This is a genomic window from Pseudomonas sp. WS 5078 (genome assembly GCF_012985745.1).
Taxonomy (GTDB): domain Bacteria; phylum Pseudomonadota; class Gammaproteobacteria; order Pseudomonadales; family Pseudomonadaceae; genus Aquipseudomonas; species Aquipseudomonas lundensis_A.
The window spans coordinates 1-18377 of the sequence record NZ_JAAQWX010000023.1 but is presented as its reverse complement, the minus strand read 5'-3'; the positions used below and the strand labels follow the sequence as shown (position 1 = coordinate 18377).

The window sequence follows — 18377 nt, the reverse complement described above, 5'->3', positions numbered from 1 at the left end:
AGAACGGCTACCACTGGCGGACTCGGTTGAAGATTACGAAGCGCTGTTGCCGTGGAACTGCTCGCCGGTATCGCCCAGCTAAGCGCTCTACCCATCTTGTAGTCGGTGGGGTTTATGGAGCGCTTACAGTTTTACGACCTGCACGTCACCAATAAAAGCGTGCTGGCCGAGCAAGCGTTGCGGTACATCGCGGCCTTATATGAAATTGAACGTGAAGTCCGCGATTTAGAACCGGACGCTCGACGACGAATACGCCAGGAAAAAGCAGCACCTCTGATGGACGCGTTTCATGCCTGGATGGTCGCCCAGCGTGAGCTTATGCATGCAGGTTTAGGCATTACCAAAGCGCTGGATTACAGCCTCAAGCGTTGGGCTGCGTTGAGCCGTTACCTGGACGACGGCACGGTGCCGATAGACAACAACCATATCGAGCAGCAAGTTCGACCTTGGGCGCTTGGAAGAAAAAACTGGCTGTTCGCCGGTTCCCTACGCAGCGGTCAACGTGCGGCGGCGTTGATGAGTTTGATCCAATCGGCCAAGCTCAACAAGCATGATGCGTATGCTTATCTGAAGGACGTTCTTACTCGCCTGCCGACGCAGCGGGCGAGTGAGATTGGGGAGTTGTTGCCGCATCGTTGGCAACCAGCTTAGCTGCGCAAGACGGGATGCCCGGACGCTTATGGTTTAAAGTGAATAGCCTTTAGTTCTCCTGCCGGCTTGCGTTGTAATGACCACATCGTCAGGCGTGAGAACCCACTTTCCATTCGGTTTCGTCCAACCGCCCCTTGCCGTATTTGGAGATGCTTCAATCGAAACATCTGGCGGCGACAGGGTCTGTTTTGTCGCGACGTTAGGCGTAATGGTCTGTTTTGTCGGGACGTTCGACGTAATGGCCTCTGCTTCAAACAGTGGGTTTTCTGTGTACCTACGATTGAAAAAAGGGTTCGCAACGTTTAGTTGTCGCGTTAAGGGCGCGACATACAATGGCGTTGGACCGGGCGGCATGTCTGATGCCATATCCATTAAGCGTCCTGGAGCCGTGCTGACTGTTACGCCCTGGTTAATAGGGTCTGAAAACGATGAGAGCTTCCTCGCAGCCGTCGCGGTAGATGTGTCCAGGTTAGTTGCTAGATCACCAACAGCAGAAGAAACCCTCTTAGCTGAAGACCCCCCAACTATAGGAATCAATCCGGCGTAACTTGCCAAATCAAGGTTCTTGCTGGCGTCATCCCTGGTATACATCGAGAGAATGCCTGCAGTCGTAGCCGCTATGTCGATCGCTACGGATACTATAGCAATTGCAAGGGCTGTTCCTGTACCCCAAGTAGCTACCGTTATCGCGGCTGATATAGCAATCCCAACAGCAATAATAAGTCCGGAGACCAAGTTAACACCTGCAATGGGTGACGTACGAACATAGACAGGGTTGGCCGAATCCAATTGTTGGCCATAGGAATAATGCCCTGTCGGGTCGCGGAATCGAATGGGGTTGCCTAAACAGTAAACATAAGGATTAAGCCCTCCTACCCCAAACGGGCTGAAAGAATCGGGGCTATGAAAACGCCTGAGCGAAGGATTGTAAGCGCGATAGCCTTTACCCAGAAGGTACCAACCACTGCCTGCTTCACGCACTTCTCCGTTGTAAGCCAGCACACTGTCCAACGGCCATTCTCCTGTACCGCCGTAGGCATCGTAGCTCGCGGTGGTTACGGTGTCTTGTTGACTGTGTGCAACGATACTTCTATTGGCGTCAGTCATAAACAGCAACGTCTGACCTGCATCGTCTGGACGTTGTTGGCCCAGTGCCTGATCCGTGTTGCGAAAAAGTTGGGTGTGGATGTTGTCCTGTAGGGTTCCGACCAGTTGAATTCCCTCATACATACGCAGACGTTCACTTTCATTCTTATATTGAGAGGCGATTAATTGATTGTGGCTGTCATAGCGAAAACTCGAAACAGGGGTTCCTGAGCTTTCAACCTCAACACATAGCAAGCGCCCGAGGCTGTCGTACTTCAGAAGGTTACCAAACTCATCATTTATCTGGTTACCGTCTTCATCGAATGAAAACTTACATAATGCTCGACCATCTTCAATGTAACGTGGATGGCTGTGGCTGACCGTTAATAATTGGCACGGGTCATGTGGATGGAAAGTGAATGATGAATAATCTTCCGTACCATCCTGAAAGATCGTCAAAGATTGAATAATGTTGTCTAAACCATCGAAATCAAATATTTGCATGATTATTGCGTGACCATAGTCATCCTTGGGCAAGGATTCGCCCTCGCATTCGTATTCCGTTAAGCGTCCTCGGGAGTCGTAATTAAAACGTTCTTTCAGTAATGTTTTTTCACCGAGCTGAAGATGTCGAGACTCAAGCAGGTCCTGAATATTCCATGTTTGAGTAATGGTGCGCAGAGATTGGCCGTTGAGTGCCATACAGCGGCTTACTTCACGGCCCATAAAGTCGTATTTCAGTGTTGTCAACAATTGGCTTACTTTCGTAGTGCTTGTATCTTTAGTCGTCGTAGTGTGCAAGCGGCCAAATATGTCGTACGTGAAGCTCGACTCGAGAGCGCCTTGTACCATTCGGCTGATACGCCCCTGTGCATCATAATGATAGGTGGTGGTAGCTTGGTTGTTAGTGACGCCGTTAATTGTTTCTTTACGGCTGAGTTGACGCCCCAGCAGGCTACTGGCATATTGGGTGCGGATGACGTTACCGCTGTTATCACTCCAAAGGTCTTCTTTTAATTGATTGATGTCGTTATAGATATAATCCCGAGAGCCTTCGTAGTTAACGGCATGTGTTAGAAGAGCAGTGGTATTGTCATACTCAAATGTGGTCTCGTCATCTGCTTTTGTGCGGATAGGTGAGTCAGTGAGGTTGAAATTATACGCGTAACTGATAGGAACGTTCTTGAGCGTTTTACGTTCGCTGACATGGAACTGGCCTTCCTCATAAGTGCGCGTTTCGCTGCGTCGCCCAACATGCGATTGAACGATGCGACCGATGCCGTCGAATACCTGTGTGCCGAGCGCCGTCCGAGGTTTGCCATTAGTCTCGACTTCAACTTTTTCTATTAGGGCAGTATTGCTGTGAGATGCATAGGTATGTAACACACGGGTTGAATCAGGAAGAATGTTGACGGTGAGTCTGTTCAAGGCATCATAAGTGTAGAGGGTTTCATTCCCTCGCTGATCTATTTCTGCAACACAATTACCGGCGCCGTCGTAACGGAACTGGTAGAGGCTGACGATCGTATTATTTGAGTCAAGCTGCTCAATGTGCAGTGGTTTACCCATTGCAGACAACCGAGTACGTGTTAGGCCCTGTTTAGCAATGCGTTTGCTGCGTGCTTGGGTCCAACTAGTGACTGTGCGTTCTCGTATACCATCACTGTTTTTTAAACCAATAGGGTCAGTGACTTCATACCGTTGAACCCCATCGGGTCCGATTGTCCCAATGCGTTGGTTCCAATCGTCGTAGATAAAAAGACTGGTGAGTTTAAGTGAGTGAGTATCGTCAATCCAATCGTAATGGGTTTCTTCAATCAGATTTCCTAAGTCGTCATAGCGAGCGGAAAAAGTTTGGCGAAATTCATTTGCCTGTGTACCGTTTCCCGTGTCTTGTCGCTCTTTATAAACTACTCGGTCCAGGCCATCGTAAAAGATACGTGCCTTAACACCTTGTGCATCTGTAATGGTCTGTTCTTTGACTAATCCTTCTTCCACGGCCAGTGCGTAGTGAAAGTGTACAGTGACTGAAGAATCGGTATCAGGTGCGATAGATTCGGATGTAGTACGGCCCAGGTGATCGAATGTATAGGCGGACTCAACCCCATATTCATCACGTAAGAATATATTTTGCCCGGAAAGACAGGACGCCCGCGTAAGCGTAGTACGTGATGTTCCATCAGTGTTATTACTCATTGTTTGTCGCGTTTCCAAGTACGGTTGTCCCTGTTCGTCTGTGCCCTCTGCGTATTCATAGTGAAGGTAACTGGTGTATTGATTGACGTGTGTCGCTTTGCAGCTCATCCGTCCATGGGTTAACTTATTTTCTGGGGTGTTGTGATACAGAAAATCAATCTGTTGCAACGGTATATAGATTTCTGTTTGCCGTCCGAAGTTATCGTGTTCGATAGTGACTTGGAAGCGCGTTTCAGTCACGTTCACCAAGCTGTCTGGAATCTCAGGACGGAGCGATTTCAGGGTGTCATAACGGTATTGAAGTACTGATATAGACGCATCGCCATAATCAGAACGAGCCGGTATTAATTTTTTGGTCTTGAGCGAGTGGGCAAAGCCTTCAGGGTGAGCTGGGCAATATAAATCATCGTCCGGTTGACCTTCGCCTTCGGCTAAATAATAAGTGTTGACTTGCGATCTGCCGTCTGCAAAAAGATGATAAGTAACATTCCCATGCATGTCGAATTCAATCACTTCGGATTCTTCACGCGCTGTATTCTTGTCGGAGTCCAAGTACCACAATTTGTTGATGATATGGGGGGTTTGAAAGTTGCGGGGCTGCTCGAAAAAAATTTCGGTCCGGCAGTAGATGATACTGGGTGTTCACGACACACACGTTATCGTTCTGTCGCGTCAGTTCTTGTGTAAGCAAATGAAAGCGGTTGTACGTACGTTCAATTGTTATAGTTGTTTTACTTCCCTGTATGATTTTTTGAATGGAACCGTAATTGTATTCACCAAAAACGTTATAAAGATTATCCAGTCCGTTCTCTGACCAAACGATGCCTGCGCCCTGATAGCCGAGAAAATTATGGTTGTTCGATGCCTGTGTAAGAACGTAGCTGTAGTGAGTGACAATATCCGGTTGGTCTGAGCCAGGTGAAATTGTATGCTCAGTCACTCTAGGTAAACGAAGGGTTGGGTCGGCAGGATGGCCGTGGCCTTCATCACCATAAACAATAGTCTCGCGTGCCCCATTTGGGGTATAGACCTCTGAAATGCAAAAGCAATCTCTGACCATACTATAACCAAAGCGCCATTGAGCTTTATCCTCAGTAGGAAGAGTGATGGTGCTTTCAAGGCTTCCGGGCACGTAATTCCATAGGTATGTACTGTTGTAATCAACCAGGTTAGGGTACAGCTCAAGTTTTAATGTGGTGGAGCCAATATCATGAACCTTGAAAAGTACTTGCTTTTGCGCGTCGTAAACGCCACTTAATACATCGACAGGTTTAGAGTCATCATCCCATGGCTCGTACGTCAAACTAAGATCGTGACCTTGGGGCGAGTAGTGCCTGACTGGCATTGCACGGGCGCTCTGAAGCTCTAGTATTTCTGTCAGTCCTGAGTTATGGGCAATTCGATAAGAGACGGGCGATTCACGATAGAAGTTAAAGTTTATTAGCTTTTGTTCACTGAAAATGGCTTTGGGCCCATCCCAGTTAACGACTTTTAATGTTTCTCCCGTGCTAAGTGTTAATAGTTGAGTATTGATTTCGTACTGCGAAAGTTGCCATGACCAACCAGGCCCGAATCCCTGATTCAAGCGGTTTAAGGGGTTAAAAGTGAGTGATAGCGGAAGCGTGGGGCCGCACAGCTGGTTTGCGTTAATGTCGGGGATACTAATGGACGCGGTGTATTGGCCGGTGCGCGGATCCACTTGATGTTCTAGGTAACTAATAAAGTTAAACGCATTTGAATGGGGGCTGTCAGCCATAATAAAAGCCTCAATAGAATAGTGTTAAGCGCGCAGTCCATCTCCCTTGAAGCAGTGTTAGGGACCCTATGCTTTGAGGTCGGTGCTGCTTTATAGCTAACGTAGCACCAAAAAATAGATGAGAAACCTAGTAGTTCTGCTAGTACTGCCACGCTCTATGAAGGCGTACAAAGGTATTAAAACCTGCCGTACCGAGCGCCTGCGACGCTGAGGGAATGGCTCATTTATCGGAGACTAGCGATGCGCAACCCACTTCCTATGCCAGCGATCCCACGATGGTTAGGTGCCGACAACACGGTTGACCTTGACGCACTTGGTAGTTCGTCTTTAGAAACCTTTGTTGATGTAGAGGGGCTGAATCTGGCTGAGGGAACGTTGATCTATCCTAATTGGCGCGGATGTGGCGCTTTAGGTGAAGGGTACGACGACGTTGATTCCCAAGTGGCCTACGATAGTCGACAACTTACCCCTGACGGTTTCCCTATAACATTTGCGAACGCCGAGTTAAAAAGACTTGATCAAGGGACTGTCTTTTACTCATTTTCTTACCAAATAGGCACAGGCAATTCGCGAAGCGAAGAGTCCTTGCGCCGTTTTTTTTATGTAGGCAAGCGCGCGGCCTGGGTGCCGTTACTGCCGGTCGTGCAGGTAAGAGAGGCGCATAATCTGCATCTTGATCCAGACGGTTTACCTGAGGATGTCTCGGAATTTACGGCCGTCATCGTTCCCTATGAAAACATGAGGCCAGGAGATGTGGTCGAATTTATTTGGGCGGGTTATAGAGAAAATGGTGATGCAGTAGTACCCGTGAGCGCTTATAAAACAGTTATAGAAAATAAACACATAGGGCAGGTGTTGGAGTTTCCTGTTCCCAGAGCGAAGGTGCTGATTATGTTAAAAGGTCGCGTCGAACTAAGTTACACAGTCACGTATGCCGATGGTGCACGACCGGTAACGGTATCGCCGATGCAGACTCTGTACATATCTCCGCCCTCGCCGGACAAGCTGCCGGCTATCGTCATACCGGGCGTCGATGATTATTTAGATCCGGGGCAATACTTGAATGGTTTGCAACTGACCATTAGTAATTATCCACGCATGCTACCCGGCGATTCAATTGTAGTGTCAGCGATTGCACCACGCCTTGGTGTCAGCAAAATAATTGCACTAACCGTTGATCAAACTATTGTGGATCGTGGTTTTTTTAATGTGTTCTATGAGTATGAATGGTTAAACAGCAACAGTAACTTGGCTGTCCGTTTTAGTTATCAATTTTCCAGATTGAATGCAAATGGCTCGAGTGAGCCACTTGAAGTGAATATCAGTAAAGCACGTAAACTCGAGGAATACCCGTACGTACCTGAGGCCACACCGGAAGCGCCCGGTATCGGGAAAATCACCGCCAAGCGGGCTGTTCGTGGCGTGGCGGTAAGCATACCAGACAGTGTTGAATTGTTCGGGTCAGATAAGACACAAGTGCGCTGCAATGAAGACGGCCAATTGGGCTTCTACCTGGGAGCCAGCGACGGAACAAGTCAGCGTGAATTGAACATCCCCATGTGTGCTGTGGCACCCAACGCAGGAAAATCTGTAGCGGTTTACTATCAAGTGATAGTCGATGGGGTCGACGAGCCGCTGGTATCACCTGCTTATACGCTGGAGATTAGCCCGTTATTGCCTACAGATATTACACCTGTACAGTGTACTAAACCTGAGAGTTCTGGAAATTTAAGTAAGTCGGAAGTGCAAAGTGCAGGTGGTGCAGAATTTACACAGAGCAAGTGGCCGTACTTTCTACAAGGACAGCGGGTTAAAGTTATCGCTATAGCGGGTGCGCAAACTCATTTTTTACGGGGCACAGAAGCTGACGGTGAGCCCGTGAGCGAAAGTGAATATGACGCCGGTTACATAAAAGCAAATTTGGCGAATGAGATCGTTCAAGCACTTGCTGTCTCAAGCAAGTTGAGCGTTCGAGCGTATATTAGTTTGGATGGTGGAGTAAGTTACATAGCGACAGTTCCTGCTGAACTAACCATTGTGACGTGATTGTGCATCAGCTTCGATTCTATTAATGCTGGATAATAAAATAGGTGCGAATATGAAAAAGGTAGGGAATTCGAAGTCCATTATTTTAGATAGAATGGCAGAAGGTTCTGTTGCTAGTCAATGGGATGCGGTGTTGCACTATAATCGTAGTATGGCCAATCAGGTGTTAGTGCAAGATTATGTTAACCAGTTTTCTAATGAAAGCTGGTATGAGCCAATCAATTATACTGCGCACCTGAAAGGCACTGAAAATAGACTTGATTTTGTTGATGTTGTGTTGTCCGAACCATTAATTTCTTTTGTTTCACAAGAAATATATTTGAAGCCCACGTTGCGAGTCACGTGGTTTGCCAAGAGTGGAACTATCATTAGTAGTCATGGTGATGATATTAGGTATGAGAATATACTTAATCCTATGATGGGGCCTACGTTGGTCGCATTAATACCGGTGTCTTCAGGTGTTGTAGAAGAAGGTAAAGTGTATCTGGATATCTCAGATGCCACGGATTTTATTTTTAACTTTAGTGAGGTCGGTGATGAAAGCACTCAGGTGGGCAAGCAACTGCAGGAATATCTGAAGCAAGTGCTGTCTGGCGAGCACCAGAGAATACTTATCAGTGAAATTGCCAATGTAGATGGTTCAATATGGAATCCAGAGTCCTTTAAAATTGATGTGCGACTGCCTCCTGCACTCAGAGGGACACGCATGCTGGACGATGAAGTTAATGACGGTGCGGTGGTTGTGTCTGTAGCGCTTGAGGGCAGCTCCCCTGGCGGGGTGGCTGTCGACCCAATTTATATGATCCCTGATGATGGTGATTTCACCGCGGCGATTGTAATCAGTAATAAAACCCTTATGAAAAATATACTTCAAAAAGGGGTTGCCAAAATGGGGAATTCACCAGTAGGCGATTCTGCACTTGAAGCCATTCAACCTGCAACTAAAGAATTTTTCATGTTGAGGGCTACAGCGGGAGGAGTCGCAGTTTCCGTTGACCTTGATTGGCCTGTTGAAGATTTAAGCTTTGGCATTCCATCCATTTCTTTGGCTAAGTCAGCGAGCAATAAAGCCGAGGCGAGATTTACGTGCTCAATCGATAAATGCCGCGTGTTAATTGAGTGGAATGCTTTTGAAACCTTCAACGTAAATCATGGCACTTCCCTCTATCCAGTGGAGTTGAATTGGAAGAAAAAACTGTTGGGAGAATTTGTGACGGTTGGGGATACGGAAATTAGTCTTTCGGTTAAGGATGATATTTACGGGGGTATGTTACTTGCGCCGGTGTTTGACGTTGATAACCAAATGCCGTATGCCGTCACTGATCTTTGGGATGAAATTTCCGATCTGTTCTTCAAGGGGGGGGTTGAAAAAGCAATTGACAGTGCGCTACGCCGCTTCGCTCAGCATGTTCCGGACTTTAATACCTTTGTGCTGCAGAATATACTGTTCAAAGCTAACGACATCGTCAGTTTGAAAGAGGTTTATACGCCTGGTGATTTGGTGGCATTTGGGAACATCCGGCCGGCACTGACAGCGATTCAAGTGACTGATCCAATGCCTAAAGTATTGAAAGGGCAGACTTATCAATTCATTATTAACTCTTCTGTTGGAACTGAGAATCTCAAATGGACGGTCGAACCTCTGGCTGACAGCAAGGGGTTAATGGCACTCGATTTTGGCAGTATTAATGAGCGTACGGGCCTGTATACAGCCCCCTCTGAAGTAGGAGGGGATGGATTTCTGCAGGTGAAAGTTACAGTAATAGATGAACCTACGCAGGCAAAATGTTTTGCGTTGCTGTCAGTTTTTCATCAATCCATTTTGGTCAGTCCTGAATTTTTTAAAGTGAGTTTTGATTCTCAGTTTCCAGTCAGGGCAGTGGCACATGATAAATCCCTTTTAACGCCGGTATTGCCGACTGATACGGATGGGAAAATAGCGCCCAGTGAGACAGAGATGAATGTTTGGATTTACTCACCTGGGCCTAGGCCCGCTCCGACCGTCGGCTATAAACTCGAAAGGATAGAGTTTGAATCCGAGGGTAATGGCAGTACGGGCACCGCTGTAGCATTGTGCCTGGCAAGTGGTTTGATCTTAATGAACTACGATGTTTGTGACGTACCTGGCACTTACGAGTTTTATGGGGTGTCATCAGGGTCAGGTAACAAGAAAAAGGGCAAATGGGAGCTGTTGGATGGGCCGGGAGCTATCGATGCTGATACGGGTATCTATACCTGTGACCCCCAAGAACCGGAGCCTACCATCATCCTTCATGGCCTTTTCAATGACGGAGAGGATATTGGCGTCGATGTTTTTAAACTTGATCCCACGGGTAAATCGTTGGCGACATTAATTCGACGTGGAGAGCATCCCTCTCATAAAAATATCAAGAGTGATAAAGTTTTATAACGCTATTTCGTGCCGGTTTTATTCGTAATCATGTTATTCAGTGGAGCTGCTATCATGCCTAATAATTCCCGTGATGCCATCCTAGCCTCGATGGAGGGTAAGTCGAGCACTTGGGGGTGGGGTGCAATCACCGCCTTTAGTCGAGCGCGTGTCAATAATTTGATTGAGCAACAGTTTATTGAGGGCTACAGTGAGGGGCGTTATTTCCCTTTTTTAAAGGCGCTTTCTCTTTAGATGCTCTATATCGAGATGTCAACATTAAAAGTCTTATTTTAGGGAGGCCGTTACTGTCGTTTGAAAGTGCTGACTTGGATAGGTCCAGGGTCACAGTAACTTTGAGTGTTGTCGGCGGGAGCTACAGCGAAATAAAACGGTTACCCGGTCAACAACCCGTCTTAAACTCGTGGGTTAAGATAAAGGAAACACATGGTTTTTACGTAAGATTTGAGGTCGATCTGTCTGTCACACGGGGTGATATAGACAGGGTAGGCCGTATCACAATGAACTTTTCTGGAGCGGATAATTTCAGCACCAATATAGGGACGCTTCCAGAAATAAATGACAATATTATCAAGCTGCTCAAAGTATATTTTGCCGAACTTCCAGCGCATAAAAAGATATTTCAATTGGGTGTGTTGGATTTGACAGGCTACAATCCTTTGACCCCGGTCAGATTTTATATACGAACACAGCGGTCACCGGCGAGCCAATTAGAGACGGCTGTCGATAACGGCGACGGCGCTGTAGTGGTCTTTATTGATGTGGCAGGAAGTACGCCTGGCATTACATGGCCGGGAAAAGATTCTGATTTTAATTATTTCATTCCTGACGATCAAATTGATCAGCGTGACCAATACTCTGCAGCACTCGTGATTCATAACTCGCTCGTGACTTCAGCTAATGAAGATAATATGAAGTTGCTCACGACCTTGCTGTTCCCGGGGCAAAATCACTTTGAGGTCATCTCAGAACATACGCCTCATGACAGAATAGTATTTGGTAATGTGGCGAGTAGTGCAACGTCCTATAGCGTTGAACCCACGTTTTCAACCATCAGAGCAGGTAGTCAGCAAAGGTTTAGTTTCAAAAACTCAGCGGGTCAGGCGGTGCAAGCCACTTGGGAAGTGCGTAGTTTGAATAGCGCTGGCAGTGCAGGTGCAGGTACGATCGATCATAACGGAGTGTATACGGCAGGTACCCGAAAAAACGTAGGTGAGGAGACCCTGCGAGTAGTGGTGACCGGTCGTTATTCATCTGCGGGGCAGGATTATAAAGCGTCCGCCTTGCTGCTTGTGGCCTATGAAGATGTTTCTATTTCACCTCGAATATCTGAGCGCCAAGTTGGCCTCAGCGCCGCAGACATTCTGTCAGGTGCGGTCAAGACCACCCTGCCTGTTCAATGGGCTAATTCGGAACCTATTGTATTAACGGCCTCGGCCGCCCCTGATGAAAAAGTGACATGGACTTTACTGGATACAAACTACGGATCCGTACAGCCGGAGGGTAATGTCGTTTTATACACACCGCCACCGCCGACTGAGTTATTAGGTTTAGGTTTGGTCGAGCAACGTATTAAGGCTTATAACGAGACAACCCAACAGGTCATGTACACCTCTGTTCTATTGTCCTGGTATCAGGACATTGCTGTCGAGCCTGCATTTCAAGATAACGTAACGCCCCTTCAGACGGTTCAACTGACATCCTCATATACCGGCTCACGTAAGGCTACGTGGTCGATTATTAGTGGTGCCGGTAGTGTTGATGAAAATGGTTTATTTACAGCCTCAGACGCAGAAGAACCACACGTGAGTGTAGTGCACTGTAGTGTTGATATGGGGGAGGGAGATTTTAAATCTGGATACAGCATTATTGAAACAACAGGCTTTAAGCCTCAGGACATGTGGACTAGCATTACGATGGACGTTGTGGTGGTTGATGGCAAACAGCCGGGCGACGCCGCTCATGAAGGCCGAGTTTATGCTAATGGTTTTCAGCAAGTTCATCTTCTCGTGACGCTTGTAACAACAGGGGGTGAGTTGACACCAGAGGAAAAAGACAGTTTGTGTGTTGTTAGGGAGGATACTAATCATCCTTTGTTAAATATGGATGCCAATGATAACTATGGCATTCCTTATGGCGCTAAAGAGATTGAATGGGCTTATTCTACGAAGAACAACATGTTTAGGTTTATGGGGGATAAACCTTCTGCTCATCGCACAGCAGAAGGTGCTGAAGCGTTGGCAACGACGACTGCACATCTTTATCTTGTGGCCCGTCCCGAAAAACTTGAAACCAAGAAATTTTTCTTGCGCTTAACAGATCGCTTTGAATTTATTCATGATTCAACAGTGGAAGGTGATGTCGATCAAGGGAAAGTGTCTATTACTCTCGTCTCGCGCCCCACACTGACTGCGGACTCTTATTCATTCAAAAATAGCAGGGTTTATACTGAAGATGGGGGTAATCAAGATCAAAATGGTGACTATCCGTTTAGCTTCAATTACGTGACCATTGATTATTGGATGTTGTCTTATCCAGAATCACCGTTTCTGCTTAACGAGATGGTGACTGTCAATAACAACCTCACGCCCATGAATATAAGTTTGTCGACGCTACAATTTGAAAGTGATGTGCTAGAAGAGGTTATGGCTAGTTTTACCGGGCAAGCCGCCTATTTAGTAAATCACCCTGAGCCTAAAGTTCTCATGTTTGATCCTCGGCTGATTTCATTGAGGCCAGAATTGACAGACATGCCCATAGAGCCGGCGTATAAACCTAGCCCTGGACAAGTGGTTGTCAGTATGCATCGTGTTGATGATTTTTCATACCTCACGCGTGATATGGCCACAAGGAAGGACATGTATCGCCCCCTTAATTTTCACCTCACAGATTATGACGGTAACTTCCACGGCATTACGATTTCATTCGACACGGAAACTAATCCAGACAGCCGAAATAAATTGTTATTAACAACATTTCTTCAGGATCCCATCACGGGCGAGGCTGTGAAGTCATGATTCTTTCAAAAACCAATATGCAACGCGTGAACCTAGCCATGTTGATGGTCTGCGTAAGTACTGTGATCGTGGGTTCAAGGGTATCGGCCTCACCTGCCGTGACAGTGTTACCTGATGACGCAGCGAAAATTATAATTTATAACGCAGGGAGTGATGGCTCGCCGGTAGAAAATTGTCAAATTCCAATTGAAAAGCTAGCGGTGGATTTTAAAAACAACGAGTATGGCTGTGTTAATGATGAAGCGTATTCTTTTGGGCTTAAGAATGTGCCGTCCATGACTAAAATCTGGCTCCTCTCGGAACATGATTGCGATCTGACAAATGAAGATGCGGATTGGATTTTCAACGCAGTCACCAGAAATAAAAAAACGTCAGTTAATGAGTTGTATCTTAAAGGGCTCAAGGCGAATCTGGACAGTAAGCTCAACAATCCTGATAAACATGTCATTCTAGCTCCAGGGTTGGAGTTACTTGGCGGGCAATTTGTTAGAAACAACATTCAAGGCAAATTGTCATGTGTTCGGATTGAACCTGCCACACCGGACACCACAAGTAGTACTGGTGTTTTGGCTCAGACCGAGGCGGCCCCTAAAATAGCTGAATCTACTGTTTCATCGGCTACCAACATTCATGCATCGTCGTATATTCAGTTATGGGGTAGTGAGGGCGGAGATGGTAAGTTGGATTGTACGATTCCTGGTTGGGATGCCTATACCCATCGCTTTTCGATATGGCGTGATGAACATGGGAATAAAAAAGGTCCGACTAACCCGCAGAGTTGTCCGAATGATGATGTTTATGCGCTCGAATTAGTCAATATGGCGTCGGGTACATTAATCTATTTGTCCTCGGAAGCAGCCTGTTTTATGAATCGTGAAGATGATAAAACTCCTGACTGGATAGCTAAACTGAAAGTCACTAAAAAGAGCACTACCACACCGAGGGTCGAAATTACTGCTCTTTTTGAGTCGGACGTTAAACCCGGTAAACCGTTGCCGGTTAACTTGGGTGCTGCCGGTCTGATGTTGGTTGATAAAGAATATAATACAGGCGAGACAAAAGGCAAGCTGTCCTGTATTCAGATCATACCGCCTACACCGGACACAACACATCCAGCTCAGTAATCAACTTATCGAGTTAGGCAGCTCAATGTCCCTACTTTACAGGATGTTCGACGAGTTTGAATGTCCTGTCTTTCTTGTCATATAGGTGATCTCTCATGGCCACGTCTAATGCAGTGCATTCAAATGCGTTCAATTTTATGAGTTATTTGATGGGCGGTGTGGATCCTAGGACTGGGCAATACAGTGTTGCTATCAATCTTCCTGAACTTAAAACCAATGATTTAGTGGGGCCCATCGTCCCTTTATCATTGGTGTTTAGCGCGCTTAATATGCGCGACACAGGCTTTGGCCCTGGTTGGAGTTTGCAGCAAACAGAATACAATCTTGTTAATAATGTCTTGTCCTTAAGCTCCGGGGAAACCTTCAGAGTCACAGGGGCCACTGCGAATGGTCAGTTGACCATGGGTGAAAAGAAGCTCGATAGTTTTCGAGTTTACAAAGAAGGAGAGGAGTATAGGGTTGTCTATAAAACAGGTGTCACAGAAGTACTGCGTGTCTTTGGTTCATTGGCGTTGCCCGTTCGAGTTTACAGTCGCGAAGGACGCCAAGTCAGTTTAGACTATAAACCGTATAAGGATTCGTATGTGCTCTCTCATATAAAAGATGGGCGAGGAGATACGTTGCTTGACCTTGTCATCGGCGAGGGTACGGTGTCTGTAAGGTTTTACCCTTATTCAGGAGCAGACGGTTTGCCTTTGGCTGTCTATAACATGACCTATAATGCAGGTGATTTGCAGACAATACTGACGTTACCCACTGAGGACAATGCGCACTGGTTATTTAAGTATAAAGATGTGCGTGGATATCACTGCATTAGCGAAGTTGCGACACCCACTGGCAGTTATGAGTGGGTTTACTATGAAGACGAAGGACATCGACATCCCGATACCAATGCCTCGAACTTGCCACGTGTGACCAGGCACCTCGCGGACCCTGGTTGTGGTCAACCCATTATTGAAACTGCCTATGGTTATGATTTACCCGCTCCAGAACAGAAAACGCACCACAATTTTTTAGGCTTTGGTGCGCCGGGTTTGATATGGAGCAACGAGGGTGTTGACAACCTTTACCAAGTGACCGGTTATGATTACAGCACGGTCGAATATTTGATGGTCGAGGGTAATGAAGTTCGGCGTACGGAGCGTACATTTAATTCTTTTCATTTGCTGACTGAAGAATCGACCATTCAAAATGGAGCCCTCAAGCGAGTCAGTACAACGTATCACTCCCTCGACGTTGAATTTGAATCTCAGCCTAATAATTTCCAATTGCCTCATAGGGTTGTAACGTTCTGGTCGCTTAACGGAGCTTCTCGTTCAGAAGTAAAAGTTACCGATTACGATCAGTACGGAAATCTGATCTGCCAGGTAGATGTCAATGGTGTCTCTCAAATCAGTACTTACTATGGGCTTGAAGCAGAAGATGGGTGTCCAGCTGACCCTGAACAATTTGTACGTAATTTAAAAGAGCAAGTGACAGTTCCAGCAGGGAGTGAATATACCGGTGCGCCGACACTGACCACTCGTTATCGATATATTCAATTGGCTGGGCTCGATCCAGTACATTCAGATTGGTTGGCTGTGGAAAGCGAGGCGCTGCTTGAGGTCTCTGATACTTACGATCGTACGTTGCAAACAACCCAATACAGCTACCACAGCGACTTGGAAAATCAGTTTCTTTATGGCCGCATAAAAAAAGAAACGTTAAGCTTCTCCGCATCATCAGAAAGTCATGAAACAGATCTCTGTCTCTTCACCGACTTTGAATATTTGCCGGTCACTGGAGATTTTAGTCGAGCCGATGAAACGGTGTTGCAAATAATAAGTACTGCAAGTAATAATTTTGATACGGCAACAAAAATTGTGACGAGTAAAACCTCTTTGATACACGGTCAGCCGCTATTGATGCAAGATGAAAATAACGTCACTATCCAATTTACCTATGATGTATTGATGCGCGTAGTGAGAGAGGTTGTATCACCCGATCAACCGGACTATACCGCTGAGCGGACTTACACATACACCCTGTATACCCCGGGATCAGCAGTTTATCCGACCCAAACCGAGACCAACGTCAAGGGTGTAAAAACTCAAACTTCACTGGATGGCTTCAATCGAGTAATCGCTCAGAAAAGACAAAATGCTGATGCTGAAAATCGCACAATAGCGGAAGATTTACGTGATACGTATGCTGCTGAATACGATGTCTTTGGTAATCTTATTGAGGAAGTTCAATTTGATTGGCTTGATGACACTCAAGCCCTAGAGCTTAAAACTACCTTTATTTATGATGATTGGGGTCAGCAATTAACCGAAGTACGCCCTGATGGGGTAAAAGTGACTGAGTCTACCAATCTAATTGGTACAGTTGACTGGCCCGGTAAAATTGTAACGTCTTGGAGTCAAGCGCCGGATTCATCAGTGCTTTATGATTATACCGTCATAAAATTAAATGACTTTGATACCCCAGTAACGACAGAGCGCTTCGACGGTGCTGGCGAATTAATTTATAGCCGGGATGAACGGTTTTATGATGGGCTGGGGCGTCTTGCCAAGGAGGTGGATGCAAGGGGGCGTGACACAACCTATAAATATGATGTTTATGATCGAATTATCGAGACAAGACTGCCTGATGGAACAAAGGTTCTTCGTGAGTATGCACGGCACAGCACTGAGGACTTACCCACCCTAATCAGTGTTGCCGGGCGCGTTCTAGGTACGCAAAGCTTTGACGGCTTGGGTCGTCTTACCCGTTCTATTACCGGTGGTCGCAGTAAAGACTTCGCCTATAAACCAGGTCAACTTCAACCCTGCAGTACCACTACTGCACGCGGGCAGACGATTGAATATGACTATTTTCCAGCGCTAGGGGAGGAGCCTGTGGCGCGTAGATTAGTGGATGAAGGTACGAGTGCTTCTTATATTTATGACAAACAGAACGCACGTTTGCTTGAATGCAGCGAGGCAGGCCAGTCACTCGTGCGTGAGTACCTAAGCACAGGGGAGGTCAAAGCAGAGACGGTTTCTCACTTTGGTGCTGACCCCTTGGAGATGAGCTATAAATACAGTTTGCAGTCACGGTTGCTTTCTTATACTGATGTGTTAGGCCACACACAAACCTATACGTATAAACTTGAAGACGCGGGGCGTATGTCTCGAACTGCATTAGGGGAGATCGTTTCGGATTTTGAATACAATAGTTTGGGGCTTATAAAAAATATTAATACCGTTGATGGATCAAGCAAACAATCTGTAAGTGTGGCTCTTGAGTATGACGTGTATGGGCGTGAAATATTGCGAACATTCGATCTTAGTGGTGTAGAGCAAACCCTGCAGCAAGAATACGATGAAGTTGATAACTTGACTTCAAGGGTCTTGAGTGAAGGGGCACAAATCATTAGAGATGAAAGGTACTCTTACGATGCGCGTGGTCGCCTGGAAGTATATGAGTGCACGGGCAGCCAACCACCGATAGACCCGTTTGGCAAACCCATCAATACTCAAATATTCATTTTCGACGAGCTGGATAACATTACAGAGGTTACCACTCTTTATGCCGATGGTGGCACACACAATGCCGTGTATCAATTCACGTCGCTTGATCCGGTACAGTTAACCAGCTTTTCATATTCTGTTGATGGCGGTGAGCGGACCATTGTTGAGTTGGTTTATGATGAAAATGGTAATTTGGTAGAGGATGAGGCGGGACGCCTTATGGCGTATGACGAACTTAATCGTTTAAGGAGTGTTAGCACTTCCGCATCTTAATATCTGTAACAAGGCTGGTAACATTCAAGCAGTAAGTATAAACAATCCGAGAGAGGGTGTTACCTCTCTCGGATTATGAAGCCTTGCTACCGTGGAACTGCTCACCAGAAATGATCAAACTAAGGATGGTCTGAAATAGCCCCATGTTTTTCAGCTACGTCGTAATCGGCGCTTTCAAAAACGGCAGTCGATCAAAAGTAAGCGCTCCATAAACCCCACCGACTACAAGATGGGTAGAGCGCTTAGCTGGGCGATACCGGCGAGCAGTTCCACGGCAACAGCGCTTCGTAATCTTCAACCGAGTCCGCCAGTGGTAGCCGTTCT

General features: G+C 46.4%; 8 protein-coding genes and 1 pseudogene. 7 read left to right on the top strand and 2 right to left on the bottom strand.

Translation table 11 applies throughout. The features are described 5' to 3' along the window. Positions 1-120: 120 nt before the first annotated feature. Positions 121-651 (top strand): annotated as a pseudogene (locus HBN68_RS21715) (transposase); the annotation flags it as partial. A 33-nt stretch (positions 652-684) separates the two neighbouring features. On the opposite strand, the gene HBN68_RS21710 reads toward HBN68_RS21715, so the two are convergent. Beyond that, the gene (locus tag HBN68_RS21710; protein WP_169966126.1) at positions 685-4446 is read right to left on the bottom strand and encodes an RHS repeat-associated core domain-containing protein; all 3762 of its coding nucleotides are present in this window, start codon (positions 4444-4446) and stop codon (positions 685-687) included. A gap of 10 nt (positions 4447-4456) precedes the next feature. Beyond that, positions 4457-5689 carry a hypothetical protein gene (locus tag HBN68_RS21705; RefSeq protein ID WP_169966124.1) on the bottom strand — a complete coding sequence of 411 codons (1233 nt, stop codon included), beginning with the start codon at positions 5687-5689 and terminating at the stop codon, positions 4457-4459. Positions 5690-5929: 240 nt separating this feature from the next. Here HBN68_RS21705 and HBN68_RS21700 point away from each other — a divergent pair, with 240 nt between their 5' ends. The 6 genes from HBN68_RS21700 (at position 5930) to HBN68_RS21675 (ending at position 18053) form a co-directional block, all read left to right on the top strand. Then, entirely contained in the window at positions 5930-7735 is a 1806-nt protein-coding gene (locus HBN68_RS21700; protein WP_169966122.1) for a hypothetical protein, read from the top strand. Between the two features lie 25 nt (positions 7736-7760). Beyond that, the gene (locus HBN68_RS21695) at positions 7761-10145 is read left to right on the top strand and encodes a hypothetical protein (protein WP_169966119.1); all 2385 of its coding nucleotides are present in this window, start codon (positions 7761-7763) and stop codon (positions 10143-10145) included. Positions 10146-10199: 54 nt separating this feature from the next. Continuing rightward, the gene (locus HBN68_RS21690) at positions 10200-10379 is read left to right on the top strand and encodes a hypothetical protein (protein WP_169966117.1); all 180 of its coding nucleotides are present in this window, start codon (positions 10200-10202) and stop codon (positions 10377-10379) included. Between the two features lie 266 nt (positions 10380-10645). Then, the gene (locus HBN68_RS21685; protein ID WP_169966115.1) at positions 10646-13162 is read left to right on the top strand and encodes a hypothetical protein; all 2517 of its coding nucleotides are present in this window, start codon (positions 10646-10648) and stop codon (positions 13160-13162) included. Further along, positions 13159-14286, top strand: coding sequence for a hypothetical protein (locus tag HBN68_RS21680; protein WP_169966113.1), 1128 nt, complete (start codon positions 13159-13161; stop codon positions 14284-14286). Before HBN68_RS21685 ends, HBN68_RS21680 begins: the two co-directional genes overlap by 4 nt. Positions 14287-14381: 95 nt before the next feature. Next, on the top strand, positions 14382-18053 hold the full coding sequence (locus HBN68_RS21675) for an RHS repeat protein (RefSeq protein ID WP_169966111.1): 3672 nt from the start codon (positions 14382-14384) through the stop codon (positions 18051-18053). Positions 18054-18377 lie beyond the last annotated feature (324 nt).

Coding starts and splice junctions, on each gene's coding strand:
- HBN68_RS21680 (WP_169966113.1), top strand. CDS start 13,159: ATGATTCTTTCAAAAACCAATATGCAACGCGTGAACCTAGCCATGTTG.
- HBN68_RS21695 (WP_169966119.1), top strand. CDS start 7,761: ATGCTGGATAATAAAATAGGTGCGAATATGAAAAAGGTAGGGAATTCG.
- HBN68_RS21690 (WP_169966117.1), top strand. CDS start 10,200: ATGCCTAATAATTCCCGTGATGCCATCCTAGCCTCGATGGAGGGTAAG.
- HBN68_RS21700 (WP_169966122.1), top strand. CDS start 5,930: ATGCGCAACCCACTTCCTATGCCAGCGATCCCACGATGGTTAGGTGCC.
- HBN68_RS21675 (WP_169966111.1), top strand. CDS start 14,382: ATGGCCACGTCTAATGCAGTGCATTCAAATGCGTTCAATTTTATGAGT.
- HBN68_RS21685 (WP_169966115.1), top strand. CDS start 10,646: ATGAACTTTTCTGGAGCGGATAATTTCAGCACCAATATAGGGACGCTT.
- HBN68_RS21705 (WP_169966124.1), bottom strand. CDS start 5,689: ATGGCTGACAGCCCCCATTCAAATGCGTTTAACTTTATTAGTTACCTA.